The sequence below is a fragment of the Streptomyces sp. NPDC101178 genome (assembly GCF_044767965.1).
GTDB lineage: Bacteria > Actinomycetota > Actinomycetes > Streptomycetales > Streptomycetaceae > Streptomyces.
The window spans coordinates 151860-166809 of the sequence record NZ_JBIWOZ010000009.1; the positions used below are offsets into that span (position 1 = coordinate 151860).

General features: G+C 70.7%; 14 protein-coding genes and 1 pseudogene. 8 read left to right on the forward strand and 7 right to left on the reverse strand.

Annotated elements, in window-relative coordinates:
- The first annotated feature begins 26 nt into the window (after positions 1-26).
- Together pth and ACIRR8_RS25240 are read left to right on the forward strand one after the other, a co-directional pair.
- The gene (pth, locus tag ACIRR8_RS25235) at positions 27-620 is read left to right on the forward strand and encodes an aminoacyl-tRNA hydrolase (RefSeq protein WP_404068887.1); all 594 of its coding nucleotides are present in this window, start codon (positions 27-29) and stop codon (positions 618-620) included.
- A gap of 113 nt (positions 621-733) precedes the next feature.
- Complete coding sequence (locus ACIRR8_RS25240) at positions 734-1225, forward strand: hypothetical protein (RefSeq protein WP_404068890.1); 492 nt, start codon at positions 734-736, stop codon at positions 1223-1225.
- A 40-nt stretch (positions 1226-1265) separates the two neighbouring features.
- On the opposite strand, the gene ppc is transcribed toward ACIRR8_RS25240, so the two are convergent.
- Positions 1266-3995, reverse strand: a complete 2730-nt coding sequence (ppc, locus tag ACIRR8_RS25245; RefSeq protein WP_404068893.1) for a phosphoenolpyruvate carboxylase — start codon at positions 3993-3995, stop codon at positions 1266-1268.
- Positions 3996-4391: 396 nt separating this feature from the next.
- On the opposite strand from ppc, the gene ACIRR8_RS25250 reads away from it, so the two are divergent.
- The 3 genes and pseudogenes from ACIRR8_RS25250 to ACIRR8_RS25260 all read left to right on the forward strand — a co-directional run.
- Positions 4392-5384, forward strand: a complete 993-nt coding sequence (locus ACIRR8_RS25250) for an acyl-CoA desaturase (RefSeq protein WP_404068896.1) — start codon at positions 4392-4394, stop codon at positions 5382-5384.
- On the forward strand, positions 5381-6061 hold the full coding sequence (locus tag ACIRR8_RS25255; protein ID WP_404068899.1) for a TetR family transcriptional regulator: 681 nt from the start codon (positions 5381-5383) through the stop codon (positions 6059-6061). Before ACIRR8_RS25250 ends, ACIRR8_RS25255 begins: the two co-directional genes overlap by 4 nt.
- Before the next feature lie 48 nt (positions 6062-6109).
- Positions 6110-6439, forward strand: a pseudogene (locus tag ACIRR8_RS25260) (Uma2 family endonuclease); the annotation flags it as partial.
- Between the two features lie 14 nt (positions 6440-6453).
- Here ACIRR8_RS25260 and ACIRR8_RS25265 read toward each other — a convergent pair.
- Positions 6454-6837: a VOC family protein gene (locus ACIRR8_RS25265; RefSeq protein WP_404068902.1), complete on the reverse strand. Its 384-nt coding sequence runs from the start codon at positions 6835-6837 to the stop codon at positions 6454-6456.
- A gap of 22 nt (positions 6838-6859) precedes the next feature.
- Positions 6860-7666, reverse strand: coding sequence for a trans-aconitate 2-methyltransferase (locus ACIRR8_RS25270; RefSeq protein WP_404068905.1), 807 nt, complete (start codon positions 7664-7666; stop codon positions 6860-6862).
- Between the two features lie 89 nt (positions 7667-7755).
- Between ACIRR8_RS25270 and ACIRR8_RS25275 the strand changes: the two genes are divergently transcribed.
- On the forward strand, positions 7756-8253 hold the full coding sequence (locus tag ACIRR8_RS25275; protein WP_404068908.1) for a MarR family winged helix-turn-helix transcriptional regulator: 498 nt from the start codon (positions 7756-7758) through the stop codon (positions 8251-8253).
- Here ACIRR8_RS25275 and ACIRR8_RS25280 read toward each other — a convergent pair.
- The gene (locus ACIRR8_RS25280; RefSeq protein ID WP_404068911.1) at positions 8212-8997 is read right to left on the reverse strand and encodes a LuxR C-terminal-related transcriptional regulator; all 786 of its coding nucleotides are present in this window, start codon (positions 8995-8997) and stop codon (positions 8212-8214) included. The two genes, ACIRR8_RS25275 and ACIRR8_RS25280, sit on opposite strands and share 42 nt — an antisense overlap.
- Positions 8998-9277: 280 nt before the next feature.
- Between ACIRR8_RS25280 and ACIRR8_RS25285 the strand changes: the two genes are divergently transcribed.
- Positions 9278-9718 (forward strand): GNAT family N-acetyltransferase, encoded by a 441-nt coding sequence (locus ACIRR8_RS25285; protein WP_404068914.1) that lies wholly within the window; start codon positions 9278-9280, stop codon positions 9716-9718.
- 94 nt (positions 9719-9812) lie between these two features.
- Here ACIRR8_RS25285 and galK read toward each other — a convergent pair whose 3' ends face one another.
- The 3 genes from galK to galT are packed head-to-tail and all read right to left on the reverse strand — an operon-like array spanning position 9813 to position 13029.
- Positions 9813-11015 (reverse strand): galactokinase, encoded by a 1203-nt coding sequence (galK, locus tag ACIRR8_RS25290; RefSeq protein ID WP_404068918.1) that lies wholly within the window; start codon positions 11013-11015, stop codon positions 9813-9815.
- Positions 11012-11989 (reverse strand): UDP-glucose 4-epimerase GalE, encoded by a 978-nt coding sequence (galE, locus tag ACIRR8_RS25295; protein WP_404068921.1) that lies wholly within the window; start codon positions 11987-11989, stop codon positions 11012-11014. Before galE ends, galK begins: the two co-directional genes overlap by 4 nt.
- The gene (gene galT / locus ACIRR8_RS25300; protein WP_404068923.1) at positions 11986-13029 is read right to left on the reverse strand and encodes a galactose-1-phosphate uridylyltransferase; all 1044 of its coding nucleotides are present in this window, start codon (positions 13027-13029) and stop codon (positions 11986-11988) included. Before galT ends, galE begins: the two co-directional genes overlap by 4 nt.
- 238 nt (positions 13030-13267) lie before the next feature.
- Here galT and ACIRR8_RS25305 point away from each other — a divergent pair, with 238 nt between their 5' ends.
- On the forward strand, positions 13268-14938 hold the full coding sequence (locus ACIRR8_RS25305) for a sodium:solute symporter family protein (RefSeq protein ID WP_018515689.1): 1671 nt from the start codon (positions 13268-13270) through the stop codon (positions 14936-14938).
- The last annotated feature ends 12 nt before the right edge of the window (positions 14939-14950 follow it).

The following is a 14950-nucleotide window of genomic DNA, read 5'->3' on the forward strand; positions in this document are numbered from 1 at the left end:
TGCCTGTACGAGGAGACCGAGCGCTGATGTCCGACGCCACCGACCCCTGGCTCATCGTGGGCCTCGGCAACCCCGGCCCCGAGTACGCGGCGAACCGGCACAACGTCGGGTTCATGGTGGCCGATCTGCTGGCGACGCGGATCGGCGGGAAGTTCAAGCGGGCGCAGAAGGCGCAGGCGCAGGTGGTGGAGGGGCGGATCGGTCCGCCGGGGCCGGGGAGCCGGCGGGTGGTGCTGGTGAAGCCGATGTCGTACATGAATCTGTCGGGCGGGCCGGTGACGGCGTTGCGGGACTTCTACAAGGTGCCGACGGATCATGTCGTGGCGGTCCATGACGAGTTGGACGTCGATTACGGGGCGTTGCGGCTGAAGCTGGGTGGCGGGGACAACGGGCACAACGGGCTGAAGTCGATGACGAAGTCGATGGGTCCGGATTATCACCGGGTGCGGTTCGGGATCGGGCGGCCGCCGGGGCGGATGCAGGTCGCGGATTTCGTGCTGAAGGATTTCGGTTCGGTGGAGCGCAAGGAGCTGGCGTTCCTGGTGGACCGGGCGGCGGATGCGGTGGAGTGTCTGCTGGCGGAGGGGCTGGAGCGGGCGCAGAGCGCGTACAACTCCTGAGCTACGGCCTGTTCGCCTTCGCCGCGTACAACTCCTGACATTCCTGTCCCCCTTGGGGCGTTTTTCGGCCACAGGTTGACCGGGGGCTGTGCTCTGGCCAAGGATCTGCCCCCATGAAGCGGAGCTCTTCCCAGCGTGCGGCGCTCGTGGGCCGTCGGACGGCGCTCGTCGGCCGTCGGACGGCGATGGGGCTGGTGGCCTTGGTGCTGCTGGTCGCGGGTGTGTGGTCGTCGTGGGATGCCGCGCACCATGTGGTGCTGGCCAAGGGGCGTGAGCACGGGATGCTGACGGTGACGGAGTGCGGTGAGGAGACCTGCACGGGCCGGTACGAGCCGGACGCGATGTCGCCGGCGCGGGCGCGGGTGGTGGTGGAGAGGTCGGTCGCGGCCGAGCAGGGCGACCGTTTTCCGGTGGTGGTGAAGCCCGGTTCCGATGTGGTGGTCCGCACGGGGGTGCCGGGCTTTCTGCATGCGTGGATGCCGCTCGGCGGGGCGATGGTGCTGGCCGGGTTCGTGATCGGCGGCGGGGTGCGGATGCCGCGTACGGCGTGGATCGTGGGAACGGCGGGGGCGGCCCTGCTGGTGGCGACGTTCGTCGCGCTGTAGCGGGGCCGCCCCTTCTGCGTACGGCTGGCGTAGGGCGTACTCAGCCGGTGTTGCGCAGGCCGGCCGCGACACCGTTGACGGTGAGCAGCAGGGCGCGCGCGAGCAGCGGGTCGGGTTCTTCGTCGCGTTCGACGGCCTGGCGCTGGCGGGCGAGCAGGGAGACCTGGAGGTAGGAGATCGGGTCCAGGTAGGCGTCGCGGATGGCGAAGGTCTGCTGGAGCGCCGGGCTGGTGCCGAGGAGTTCGGTGGAGCCGGTGACCTTGAGGACTTCCCTGACGGTCAGTGCGTGCTCGGCCTCGATGGCGTCGAAGACGTGCTTGAGCTCGTCGGGGACGAGGGTGTCGACGTAGTGGCGGGCGATGCGCAGGTCGGTCTTGGCGAGCGTCATCTCCACGTTGGAGAGGAAGTTCCGGAAGAAGTGCCAGTGCTCGTGCATCTCGTCGAGGACGGTGTCGAGTCCGGCTTCGCGCAGGGCCTTGAGGCCGGAGCCGACGCCGAACCAGCCGGGGACGATCTGGCGGGACTGGGTCCAGCCGAAGACCCACGGGATGGCGCGGAGTCCGTCGAGCGAGACGCCGGAGCCGGGGCGGCGGGAGGGCCGCGAGCCGAGGTGCAGGTCGGCGAGCTGGTCGACCGGGGTGGAGGCGAGGAAGTAGGCGGGCAGGTCGGGGTCTTCGACGAGCTTGCGGTAGGCGCTGTGGGCGGCGTCGGAGACGGTGTCCATGGCCGCGTCCCAGCGGGCGAGGGCCTCGTCGGACTGGCGGGGTGCGGTGTGCAGGGCGGAGGCCTGGAGGGTGGCCGCGACGGTCAGTTCCAGGTTTTCGCGGGCGAGGGCGGGGATGAGGTACTTGTCGGAGATGACCTCGCCCTGCTCGGTCACCTTGATCTCGCCCTCCAGCGTGCCCCACGGCTGGGCGAGGATCGCGTCGTGGGAGGGGCCGCCGCCGCGGCCGACGGTGCCGCCGCGGCCGTGGAAGAGGCGCAGGCGTACGCCGTAGCGGTGGGCGACGTCGCGGAGGCGGCGCTGGGCGCGGTGGATCTCCCACTGGCTGGTGGTGATGCCGCCGAACTTGGAGGAGTCGCTGTAGCCGAGCATGACCTCCTGGACGTCGCCGCGCAGCGAGACGAGGCGGCGGTAGGAGGGGTCGGCGAGCATCGCGTCGAGGATGACGTCGGCGGCCTTGAGCTCGTCGGTGGTCTCCAGGAGCGGGACGATGCCGATCTTGGCCCAGCCGGCGTGGAGGTCGAGGAGTCCGGCCTCGCGGGCGAGGACGGCGGCGGCGAAGACGTCGTCGGCGCCCTGGCACATGGAGATGATGTAGGACTCGATGACTTCGGGGCCGAAGCGCTCGAAGGCTTCCTTGATGGTGTGGAAGACGCCGAGGGTCTTCTCGCCGGCCGCGTCGAGCGGGGCCGGGGTGGGGGCGAGGGGCCGGCGGGAGCGGAGCTCCTTGGCGAGGAGCCGCTGCCGGTAGTCGCGGGGCATGTCGGCGTAGCGCCAGGACTCCTCGCCGAGGCGGTCGAAGAGCTGGCCGAGCGCGTGGTGGTGGGCGTCGGCGTGTTCGCGTACGTCCATGGTGGCGAGCTGGAGGCCGAAGGCGGCGAGCGTGCGGATGGTGCGGTCCATGCGGCCGTCGGCGAAGAGGCCGCCGCGGTGTTCGCGCAGGGAGGTCTGGATGAGGGCCAGGTCGGCGAGGAGCTCGGAGGTGCCGAGGTAGTCGCAGCCGGGGCGGTGGGCGGTGCCCTTGGCGAGGCGTTCGCGGGTGTTGACGAGCTTCTGCCGGATGCAGGTGGCCTTGAGGCGGTAGGGCTCCTCGGCGTTCAGCCGCTTGTAGCGGGGGCTGATCTCGGGGAGGCGTTCCAGGTCGGCCTGGAGGGAGGTGAGGAGCTCGTCGGTGGCTCCGGTGTAGCGGATGGAGTTGGAGAGCAGGCCGCGCAGGTAGTCGATGAGTTCGAGTGCGTCGGTGATGCCGTGCTCGTGCTGGAGGATGAGGACGTCCCAGGTGACGGCGGGGGTCACGTTGGGGTTGCCGTCGCGGTCGCCGCCGATCCAGGTGCCGAAGGTGAGGGGGCGGGTGCCGGCGGGGAGTTCGACGCCGACGCGCTCCAGTTCGGCGGCGAGGTCTTCGAGGACGTCGCCGACGGCGCCGGTGTGGAGTTCGTCGAGGTAGTAGATGGCGTTGCGGGCCTCGTCGGCGGGCTCCGGGCGGACGACGCGGAGTTCGTCGGTCTGCCAGATGAGGTCGATGTTCTCGGCGAGGCGGAGGTCGTGGCGGCGGCGGTCGGCCTCGATGACCGGGGTCTCCAGGAGCTCGGCGATGCGGCGGAGCTTGTTGAGGACCGAGCGGCGGGCGGCTTCGGTGGGGTGGGCGGTGAAGACCGGCCGGACGTTGAGGTTCTTGACGGTGGCGCGCAGGTGCTCGGGGTCGGCGTCCTTGAGCCGGTCGGCGGTGCGGGCCAGGAGCCCGCCCTCGGCGGCACGGCGGTCGCGCATCTCGTGGGCGCGGTGGACCTGCTCGGTGACGTTGGCGAGGTGGAAGTAGGTGGAGAAGGCGCGCACGAGCTGTGCGGCGGTCTCCAGGTCCGTGTCGCCGAGGAGGTCGGCCGCCGCTTCGCCGTCGGTGCGGGTCAGGGCGCGTACCCGCTCGACGAGGTCGAGGAGTTCCTGGCCTTCCTGGCGTACGAGGGTCTCGCCGAGGAGGTCGCCGAGGCGGCGGATGTCGGCGCGCAGCTCGGGGCTGGCGGCGGGGGTCTGGTCGGCACTGCTCACAGTGTGCGGCTCCTTGCAGCGAATGAGGAGGTGCGTCGCTTCGGCGTCTCCCGGTGACGGTGTGACGGCGGTGGGAGAGCGCTTGGCGGGGGACGGGGCCCTGCGGCAGGCAGCGGTGCTGTCGCCACGCCCCGACGAGCGGGTGCGGACCGCGCTGTCCGACCCTCCCAGGATAGGTGTCGTCGCCTCCGGTGTGTCCGCAGCCCTGGCGGGGGTGGACGAACGCCGTCGGCAGGGGTGGCCTACCCCGCGAAGGGCGTGGGGTACCGCGGGTGACGGGCTGGACCGGCCTCTCGTGTTGTGGGGCCCGTCACTGTCATACTTACCAAGCCGTAGGTTACGGAACCGTAGCCATGGCCGTCCGGTACTGCTTCCTCACCCTCCGAGGTTCCCCCCATGCCGTCCACTCCCGATGTCCTCGAAGAGACGGGCCCGCCCTCCGCTCCCGCCGATGCCGCAGCGCTTCCGCCCGCGACGCTCGGCGGGGACAGGAAGAGGTCGATCGAGCAGTTCGCGCTGCTGGCGTTCATCGTGGTGCCGTTCGTGGCGTTGCTGGCGGCGGTGCCGCTGGCGTGGGGCTGGGGGGTGAGCTGGCTGGACGTCGGGCTGATGGTGGCGATGTACTTCATCGGCTGCCACGGCATCACGATCGGTTTCCACCGGTATTTCACGCACGGTTCGTTCAAGGCGAAGCGTCCGCTGCGGATCGCGCTGGCCGTGATGGGTTCGCTGGCGGTGGAGGGGCCGCTGGTGCGGTGGGTGGCCGATCACCGCAAGCACCACCGGTTCTCGGACGCGGAGGGTGACCCGCATTCGCCGTGGCGGTTCGGGGAGACGGTGCCGGCCCTGATGAAGGGCCTGTGGTGGGCGCATATCGCGTGGATGTTCGACGAGGAGCAGACCCCGCAGCAGAAGTACGCCCCGGATCTGATCAAGGACCCGGCGATCCGCTCCATCTCGCGCCACTTCCTGACCTTCACGATCGTCTCGCTGGCGATCCCGCCGCTGGTGGGCGGTCTGGTGACGATGTCGTGGTGGGGTGCGGCGACGGCGTTCTTCTGGGGTTCGCTGGTGCGGGTCGCGCTGCTGCACCACGTGACGTGGTCGATCAACTCGATCTGCCACGCGGTCGGCAAGCGCCCGTTCAAGTCCCGTGACCGTTCGGGGAACGTGTGGTGGCTGGCGGTGCTGTCGTGCGGCGAGTCGTGGCACAACCTGCACCACGCGGATCCGACGAGCGCGCGGCACGGGGTGATGCGGGGCCAGGTCGACTCCAGCGCGCGGCTGATCCGCTGGTTCGAGCAGCTGGGCTGGGCGTACGACGTGCGGTGGCCGGACGCGGCCCGGATCGACTCCCGGCGCACGTCCGTACCGGCCGACCCGGCATGATTGACGACGTGGCGACCGACTCCAGCAGCGAGAAGAGCAGACCTGCGTCCTCCCGGCGGGCCCGGCGGGTCCGGATGACCGGCAAGGAGCGCCGCGAGCAGCTGCTGGACATCGGCCGGGCCCTCTTCGCCGACAAGGGTTTCGAGGGCACGTCGGTGGAGGAGATCGCGGCCCGCGCCGGGGTCTCCAAGCCGGTGGTGTACGAGCACTTCGGCGGCAAGGAGGGCCTGTACGCGGTGGTGGTCGACCGCGAGATGCGGCGGCTGCTGGACATGGTGCAGGGCGCGCTCACGGCGGGCCATCCGCGCGAGCTGCTGGAGCAGGCGGCGTTCGCGCTGCTGGACTACATCGAGTCGTACACGGACGGTTTCCGGATCCTGGTCCGGGACTCCCCGGTCGCGCAGTCGACGGGCACGTTCGCGTCGCTGATCAGCGATATCGCCACGCAGGTGGAGGACATCCTGGGCCTGGAGTTCAAGGCCCGCGGCTTCGACCCGAAGCTGGCCCCGCTGTACGCGCAGGCGCTGGTGGGCATGGTGGCGCTGACCGGCCAGTGGTGGCTGGACGTCCGCAAGCCGAAGAAGGCGGAGGTCGCGGCGCACCTGGTCAATCTGTGCTGGCACGGGCTGGAGAACCTGGAGGCGAAGCCGCGGTTGATAGGGCACCGGAAGAGCTGACCGCGTCACCCTTCCCCGGCACGTGACCCGTTGTGATGACGGCTGCGGATCTCAGTCGTACGGACCGAGGCGGTCACCGGGCTGGACGTGACCCGGTACCAGGCCGCCGACGTCCTCCTCGCCGTGGAAGTCGTCTCCCCCGACTCCGAGGCCCGCGACCGTGAGGCCAAGCCCCACAAGTACGCGACCGCCGGCATCCCGCACTTCTGGCTGGTGGAGATGACGGGCACCGACCAGCACCCCGTCGTACGGGTCTACGAGCTGGACCCGGTGACGAAGGCGTACGCGCTGACCGGGATCCATCACGACCGGCTGAAGACGGGTGTGCCGTTCCCCGTGGACATCGAGATCTCGGCGGACGCGCTCAAGGAGCTGTAGGGCTTCAGGGCGCGTCACACCGCGTCCGGCTCCAGGAACTCCAGGCGGTTGCCCGCCGGGTCGTGGGCGTAGAAGCGGCGGTGGCCGGGGAGGTTGTCGTCCCATTCCGTGCGGACGCCGTGGGCCTCCAGGCGGGCCGCGTACTCCACGATCCCGGTGACGCGCAGGCCGGGGTGGGCCTTCTTCGCCGGGCGGAAGTCCTCCTCGATGCCCAGGTGGAGCTGGACGGGGCCGGCGGCGAACCAGCAGCCGCCTCGGGCGGCCAGCACCGGGGGTTTCGGGATCTCCGTCATGCCGAGGGCGTCGGCGTAGAAGGCGCGCAGGGCGTCCTCCGAGCCGGGCGGGGCGGCGAGCTGGACGTGGTCGACGGCGGCGAGGCCGGAGGCAGGGGCGGTCATCGGTTCTCCTTGAGGGCTCGGTCTACGGCTTGCGGGCGACGGCGAAGATGCGGCGGAACGGGAAGACCGTGCCGTACGGGCCCGGCGGGTAGGCCTCGCGGAGCAGGTCGCGGTATGTGGTGAGGAAGGCGTCGCGGGCCTCGGGGTCGTCGGCCAGCGCGGTGAGGACGGGGCGCAGGGCGGTGCCCTTGACCCAGTCGAGGACGGCGTCGTCGCCGTGCAGGGTCTGGAGGTAGGTGGTCTCCCAGACGTCCGCCGTGCAGCCCAGGTCGCGGAGGCGGGTGAGGTAGTCCGTGGGCTCCAGGACCGAGGCGGTGCGGTCGCCGGTGCCGTGGAGGCGGGGGCGCCAGCGGTCGGAGTCGCGGAGCTGGGCCAGGAGGGTGTGGCTGGGGGCGGTGAAGTTGCCGGGGACCTGGAAGGCGAGGGTGCCGCCGGGCGCGAGGGCGTCGATCCAGCGGGGGAAGTACGCGGCGTGGCCGGGGATCCACTGGAGCGCGGAGGTGGAGACGATCAGGCCGTACGTCTCGGTGGGCGTCCAGGTGGCGGCGTCGGCCTCGGCGAAGTCGAGCAGCGGCGGGCGGGCGTGGGCGGCGGCCTCGGCGAGCATCTGCGGGGAGGTGTCGTAGCCGGTGATGCGGGCCTGCGGCCAGCGGTCGGCGAGGAGGGCGGTGACGTTGCCGGCGCCGCAGCCGAGGTCGGCGATGCGGGGCGCGGGGCGGCCGGGGAGGTCGCCGATCCGGGCCAGGAGGTCGTGGAAGGGGCGGGTGCGGTGGTCCGCGTGGCGCAGGTACTGCCGCGGATCCCAGGTCGGTTCGGAAGGGGGCGTCATGGGCATCAGGATCACGCCAGGACTATCTTGATGTCAAGACACTTGAATTCAAGAGACTTCATGTCGACAGACCCTCTACACTGATCCACATGGAGGACGAGGTCGACCGACTGGTCGCTGCATGGCGCCGCGAGCGCCCAGACCTCGATGTGGAACCACTCGAGGTGCTCAGTCGCGTCTCCCGCCTGGCACGCCACCTCGACCGGGCCCGCCGCATAGCGTTCGCCGAGCACCACCTGGAGCCGTGGGAGTTCGACGTGCTCACCTCGCTGCGCCGGGCCGGCCCTCCGTACCAGCTCTCCCCCGGCCAGCTGCTGACCCAGACACTGGTCACCTCCGGCACGATGACCAACCGCATCGACCGGCTCACCAAGAAGAACCTCGTCGAGCGCCTCCCCGACCCCAGCGACCGGCGCGGCGTCCTCGTCCGCCTCACCGCCGAGGGCCGCGACAAGGCGGACCAGTCGCTGGCCGGGCTGCTCGACCAGGAGCGGGCCATCCTCGGCGAGCTCTCCCGTCGCCAGCGCGGCGAACTGGCCGATCTGCTACGCCAGTTGACTGCCCCGTTCGACAACATCCCCGGCTGACCGAGGCGTTACGGGATCCGCCGGGCCGACCCCGGCCCGCCGGGCGAGCGCCACGGCGGCCAGCGTCGAGTGCACCCCGAGCTTGCCGAGCACGTTCTGCATGTGCGTACGGACCGTGTGCGGCGAGAGGAACAGCCGCTCCGCCACCGCCTTCCGGCCCAGACCCGCCACCATGCAGCGCAGCACCTCGCGCTCGCGCGGCGTCAGCGACTCCACCAGCTGCTCGCTCTCGGTGCGGTGCTTACGGGTCGCCGTCAGCTCCCGCAGGACCCCGGTCAGCAGCGCCGGCGGCAGATGCGTCTCGTCGCGCAGCACACCCCGGATCACCGTGAGCAGCCGCTGCAGTGAGCAGTCCTTCGCCACCCATCCCGAGGCGCCGGCCTGGAGCGCCCGGGCGGCGGACCGCGGGTCGTCCTTCTCCGCGAGCACCACCGAGCGGACGCCGGGCCGGGCCGCGCGGACCTGGGCGACCAGCGCGATGCCGTCGACGGCCACCGGCTCCTCCGGCCGGGGCGCCGGGACCACCGGAGCACCGCCGCCGGTGGCGAGGGCGCCGAGCTCGGCGTCGACCAGGATCACGTCGTACGGTCGCGCCTCGGCGGCCGCGCGCTCCAGGGCGCGCAGCGCGGCCGGGCCGCTGCCCGCCGCCGCCACGTCCACGTCCGGTTCGGCCGCCAGGGCCGCCGCGAGCGATTCGGCGAAGATGCGGTGGTCGTCGACCACCAGAACCCGGATTCGAGCCACAGAGAGACTCCCGTCAGCGGGGGCGGACAGCTGCGGGTACGGCGTCCGGAACGTCCGGCAGGCCCTTGGCCTGCCTTCAAGGTGGCCTCCGGTGCTCCGACCGCCGTCGTACGCACCGCCTGCCGCCCCGCTCCGGGCGCCGTACCCGGCTCTCTCGCCCCCTGATTCGGCACCGGCCCCCACCGGTGCTGGGATCAGCGTACGGGCGGGGGCCGGAGGGGGAAGGCGATTCGCGGAACTGATGAGCCAGGGGAATCCCGTGGTGTTTAGGGTGGGGTTCATGTTCCGTCTTGAGACAGAAGTAGACAAAAAACGTCGCACTCTGCTGAGCGGGCGTCTGCGCGATGACAACAGGGCGGCGTCGCCCGCCCTGCGCGCCCTGCTCTCCACCTCCGCCGAGCACGAAGCCCCGCTGGAGGTGTGGGCGCTGGACGAGCACGGCGGCCTCGCCGGCGGGCTGACCGGGCGGACCTGGGCGTACTGGCTCCATGTCGAACTGCTCTGGGTCGACGCCCGCCACCGCTCTGCGGGCCTTGGCTCCCAACTCCTCGCCGAGGCCGAGCGGGTGGCCCGCACCGAGCGGGCCTGTACCCGCTCCCGGCTTGAGACCTGGGACTTCCAGGCCCCGGACTTCTACCGGAAGCAGGGGTACGAGGAGATCGGCCGGGTCGAGGACTACCCGCCCGGCGTCACCGAGTTCCTCCTGGCCAAGAGGCTCTGAACGACCCCTGTCCGCAAGCCGGTTCAGCTCAACGCACCGAGCCGGTTCAGCTCAGTCGGCGTGAGCCGGTTCAGCTCAGTCGGCGTGAGCCGGTTCAGCTCAGCCGGCGTGCTCCCGGCGACGGGACCGCCGCGAAGATCCCCGGCGCCGCGTACCCCGCCCCGGCGAACGCCTTCGTGACGGCCTCCGCCACCGCGTCGGCCTCCGCCGCCTCCGCCAGCACGATCGCCGAGCCGCCGAAGCCGCCGCCGGTCATCCGCGCCCCGAGTGCGCCCGCCTCCCGCGCGGCCGCGACCGCGAGGTCCAACTCCGGGCAGGAGACGCGTAGATCGTCGCGGAGCGAGCGGTGGCCCTCGTCCAGGACCGGGCCCGCCGCCCGTACGTCGCCCGCGTCCAGCAGGGCGATGACCTTCTCGACCCTGCGGTTGTCGCCGACGACATGGCGTACGTACCGGATGACGGACTCGTCCGCCCCCGCGTCCCCGAGCGCCGTCAGGGCCGCGTCGAGACCGTCGTACGGGAGGTCGCGCAGCGTGGGTATGCCGAGGAGCCGGGCGCCCTCCTCGCAGCCGGCCCGGCGCTCCGCGTACGCCCCGTCGCCGAGCGCGTGCTTGACCCGGGTGTCGACGACCAGGAGCGTGAGGCCCTGGGCGGCCAGGTCGAAGGGGACCTGGCGCAGGGTGAGGTCGCGGGTGTCCAGGTGGAGGGCGTGGCCTTCGGTGCAGCAGGCCGAGGCCATCTGGTCCATGATCCCGCAGGGCACGCCGACGAAGTCGTTCTCGGCGCGGCGGCCGATGACGGCCAGTTCGGGACCGGTCAGGCCGAGCTGGAACAGGTCGTTGAGCGCGAGTGCGGTGACGGTCTCCAGGGCGGCGGAGGAGGAGAGTCCGGCGCCGGTGGGGACGGTGGAGGTCAGCGCGATGTCGGCGCCGGTGACCGGGTGGCCGGCCTCCCGCAGCGCCCAGACCACGCCCGCCGGGTAGGCGGCCCAGCCGTGGCCGGAGTGCGGGGTCAGCTCCGCCACGCGGAGGGAGACGACGCCTCCGGGTACGTCGGAGGAGTGCAGCCGCAGGACGCCGTCGGTGCGCGGCGAGACGGCGGCGACGGCGGTGTGCGGGAGGGCGAGCGGCATGACGAAGCCGTCGTTGAAGTCGGTGTACTCGCCGATGAGGTTCACCCGTCCGGGTGCCGCCCATACGCCGTGGGGTTCACCCCCGTACAGCTCGGCGAAGGTCCCGTACAGCCCGGTGGAGGTGGCGGCGGGGTCGGGGCCGGTCTGCTCAGCGCTCTCGGTCATGGGGTGGTGGTCTCCTCTCGGCGGGCGAACTCCCAGGCGTCGGCGACGATTCCGGCCAGGTCGGCGCGGGACGGCTGCCAGCCGAGGCGTTCGATGGCGGTGGCGGCGGAGGCGACGAGGACGGCCGGGTCGCCGCCGCGGCGCGGGGCCGGGGTCTCGGGGACCGCGTGGCCGGTGACCTTGCGGACGGTCTCGATGACCTCGCGTACCGAGAACCCGTTGCCGTTGCCGAGGTTGCAGATCAGGTGCTCGCCGGGGGCGGCCGCGTCCAGGGCGAGGAGGTGGGCCTCCGCGAGGTCGGCGACGTGGATGTAGTCGCGGACGCAGGTGCCGTCGGGGGTCGGGTAGTCGTCGCCGTAGACCGAGATCGACTCGCGCTTGCCCAGGGCCACTTGGAGGACGAGCGGGATGAGGTGGGACTCCGGCGTGTGGCGCTCGCCGCACCTGCCGTACGCCCCGGCCACGTTGAAGTAGCGCAGTGAGACGGCGGCCAGTCCGTGGGCGGTCGCCTCGCCGCTGATCATGTGGTCGACGGCGAGCTTGGAGGCGCCGTACGGGCTGGTGGGCGCGGTGGGGTCGGTCTCGGTGATGGGAGTGGAGACCGGTTCGCCGTAGGTGGCGGCGGTGGAGGAGAAGACGAGCGTGCGTACGCCGTGTTCGCGCATGGCGGCGAGGAGGGCGGTGGTGCCGCCGACGTTGTTGACCCAGTACTTCTCCGGGTTCACGACGGACTCGCCGACCTGGGAGTACGCGGCGAAGTGCAGGACGCCGTCGAAGGACGGGTCCAGGTGGCGGGCGGCGTCCTGGATCCGGCCCTCGACGAAGGTGGCGCCGGCTGGGACGCCGGCGCGGAAGCCGGTGGAGAGGTCGTCCAGGACGGTCACGGTGTGGCCGGCCTCCAGCAGGTGCTGGGCCACGACGCTGCCGACGTATCCGGCGCCGCCGGTGACCAGGTACTTCTTCGCGTTGCTCATTCGCTCGCTACCTCTCGCAGTCGCTGGGCCGCGGCTTCCGGCGGCACGTCGTTGATGAACACGCTCATGCCGGATTCGGAACCCGCGAGGAACTTCAGCTTGCCGGAGGTGCGGCGAATGGTGAAAAGCTCCAGATGCAGCGCGAACTCCTTGCGTCCGCCGGTCCCGAACGGCGCCTGGTGCCAGGCGGAGATGTACGGGGTCGGCGGCTCGCCGGGGCCGAAGATCCGGTCGAAGCGCCTCAAGAGTTCCAGATAGACCTGTGGGAACTCTGTCCGTGCCGCCTCGTCGAGCGTGGTCAGGTCGGGGACGCGGCGGCGGGGGTGGAGGTGGACCTCGTAGGGCCAGTGCGCCGCGTACGGGACGTAGGCGATCCAGTGATCGGTGGCGAGGACGATCCGGGTGCCGTCCTTCTCCTCGTCGGCGACCACGTCGTCGAAGAGGTTGGAGCCGGTCTCCTCGCGGTGGCGGGCGGCCGAGGCGAGCATCAGCTCGGTGCGCGGGGTGACGAAGGGGTAGCCGTAGATCTGGCCGTGCGGGTGGCCGAGGGTCACGCCGATCTCGGCGCCCCGGTTCTCGAAGCAGAAGACCTGGGTGACCTGGTCGAGTGCGGAGAGCGCGGCGGTGCGGTCGGTCCAGGCGGCGAGGACGAGCGCGGCCTGCTCCTCGGTGAGGTCGGCGAAGGACGCGTCGTGGTCGGAGGTGAAGCAGACGACCTCGCAGCGGCCGGAGTCGCCGGCGAGGGACGGGAAGCGGTTCTCGAAGACGGCGACGTCGTAGTGGCTGTCGGGGATCTCGCTGAGGCGGCCCTCGCGGGTGGGGCAGAGCGGGCAGGCGTCGGCCGGCGGGTGGTAGGTGCGGGCCTGGCGGTGCGAGGCGATGGCGACCGCGTCGCCGAGCAGCGGGTCGCGGCGGATCTCCGACGAGGTGGACACGGCGTCCAGCGGGCGCCGGTCAACGGCGTCGCGGACGGTGCCGTCGACGGCGTCGTAGTAGATCAGCTCACGGCCGTCGGCCAGGCGCGTAACCGTCTTCTTCACCAGGGTCCTCCACCCGTTCCCCCAACCAACATAAACGCACATAACAAATCACAAGCGAACACGTCAGTCAATGGCCGCCATCGCCGCGCGGCGCCGCGTGGGCAGATGTGGACATTCCGTCACAGTTCACCGCACCCGATCACGATCGAACAAAGAACACCAACGAAACTGTTCATTTGTCGAACACAGAGGCGTAAGTTCCCTCAGGTTCAGTTCGCGCAACGAAGCGAGTACCCCCATGCAGACACTGGCCGAAGGGCTCCGTCTCCCCACGAACGGGCTCGACTACGCCATCCTGGCGATCTACTTCGTCGTCGTCCTCGGCATCGGCTTCGCGGCCCGTGCGAGTGTGAAGACGAGCCTCGACTTCTTCCTCTCCGGACGGTCCCTGCCCGCCTGGGTGACCGGTCTCGCCTTCGTCGCGGCGAATCTCGGGGCCACCGAGATCCTCGGCATGGCGGCGACCGGCGCGCAGTACGGCGTCGCGGTGGTCCACTGGTACTGGATCGGCGCGATCCCGGCCATGGTCTTCCTCGGTCTGGTGATGATGCCGTTCTACTACCGGTCCAAGGTGCGCTCCGTACCGGAGTTCCTGCTCCAGCGGTTCGACAGGTCCGCCCACCTGCTGAGCTCCATACTCTTCGCCTTCGCGGCGATCCTGATCGCGGGCGTCAACCTCTACGCCCTGTCGATCGTCGTGGAGGCGCTCCTGGGCTGGCCGCAGTGGGTCGCGATCGTCGTCGCGGGCCTGTTCGTGCTGGTCTACATCACCATCGGCGGCCTCTCCTCGGCGATCTACAACGAGGTGCTCCAGTTCTTCGTCATCCTCGCCGCGCTGATCCCGATCACCGTGCTCGGCCTCAAGCGGGTCGGCGGCTGGGACGCCATGAGCGACTCGCTGACCAAGCAGCACGGCGGCGACTTCATGACGGCCTGGGGCGGCACCGGCATCGGTGACGCCAACCCGCTGGGCGCCAACTGGCTGACGATCATCCTCGGCCTCGGCTTCGTGCTCTCCTTCGGCTACTGGACGACGAACTTCGCCGAGGTGCAGCGCGCCCTGTCCGCGAAGAACCTCTCCGCCGCCAAGCGCACGCCGCTGATCGCCGCCTTCCCGAAGATCTTCATCGTCTTCGCGGTGATGATCCCGGGCCTGGTCGCGGCCGTGATCGTGCCGCAGATCGGCACGCCGGACTCGGACCTCACGTACAACGACGCGATCCCGCTGCTGATGCAGGAGCTGCTGCCCAACGGCGTGCTCGGCATCGCGGTGACCGGTCTGCTCGCCGCGTTCATGGCGGGCATGGCGGCCAACGTGTCCTCGTTCAACACGGTGTTCACCACAGACATCTGGCAGCGGTACGTGGTGAAGGGTAAGCCGGACACGTACTACCTGAAGTTCGGGCGGCTGATCACCGCGATCGGCGTACTGGCCTCGATCGGTACGGCGTTCATCGCCGCCAGCTTCTCGAACATCATGAGCTACTTGCAGACGCTGTTCTCGTTCTTCAATGTGCCCATGTTTGTCGTATTCATTATCGGAATGTTCTGGAAGCGGGCTTCGATGAAGTCCGGTGTCTGGGGGCTGATCGCGGGTACCGGCGCCGCGATGGTCAACTACTTCTGGATCTACAAGGGCGGCGTCATCGACATCCCGTCCGACCAGGGCGCCAACTTCGTCTCCGCGATCGTCGGGTTCGTCGCCGGGGCCGTCGTCATGGTGGTCGTCACGCTCTTCACCGCACCGAAGCCCGAGGCGGAGCTGGCCGGTCTGGTGTACGGGACCGAGTCCCCGGACCCCGACGAGGCGCTGGAGGAGGCCGACAAGGCCTGGTACCGCAAGCCCGCGCTGCTCGGCTGGGGAGCGATCGTGCTCGCCGCCGCGTGCTACATCCCCTACTCGTTCTGATCGGAGGCACTC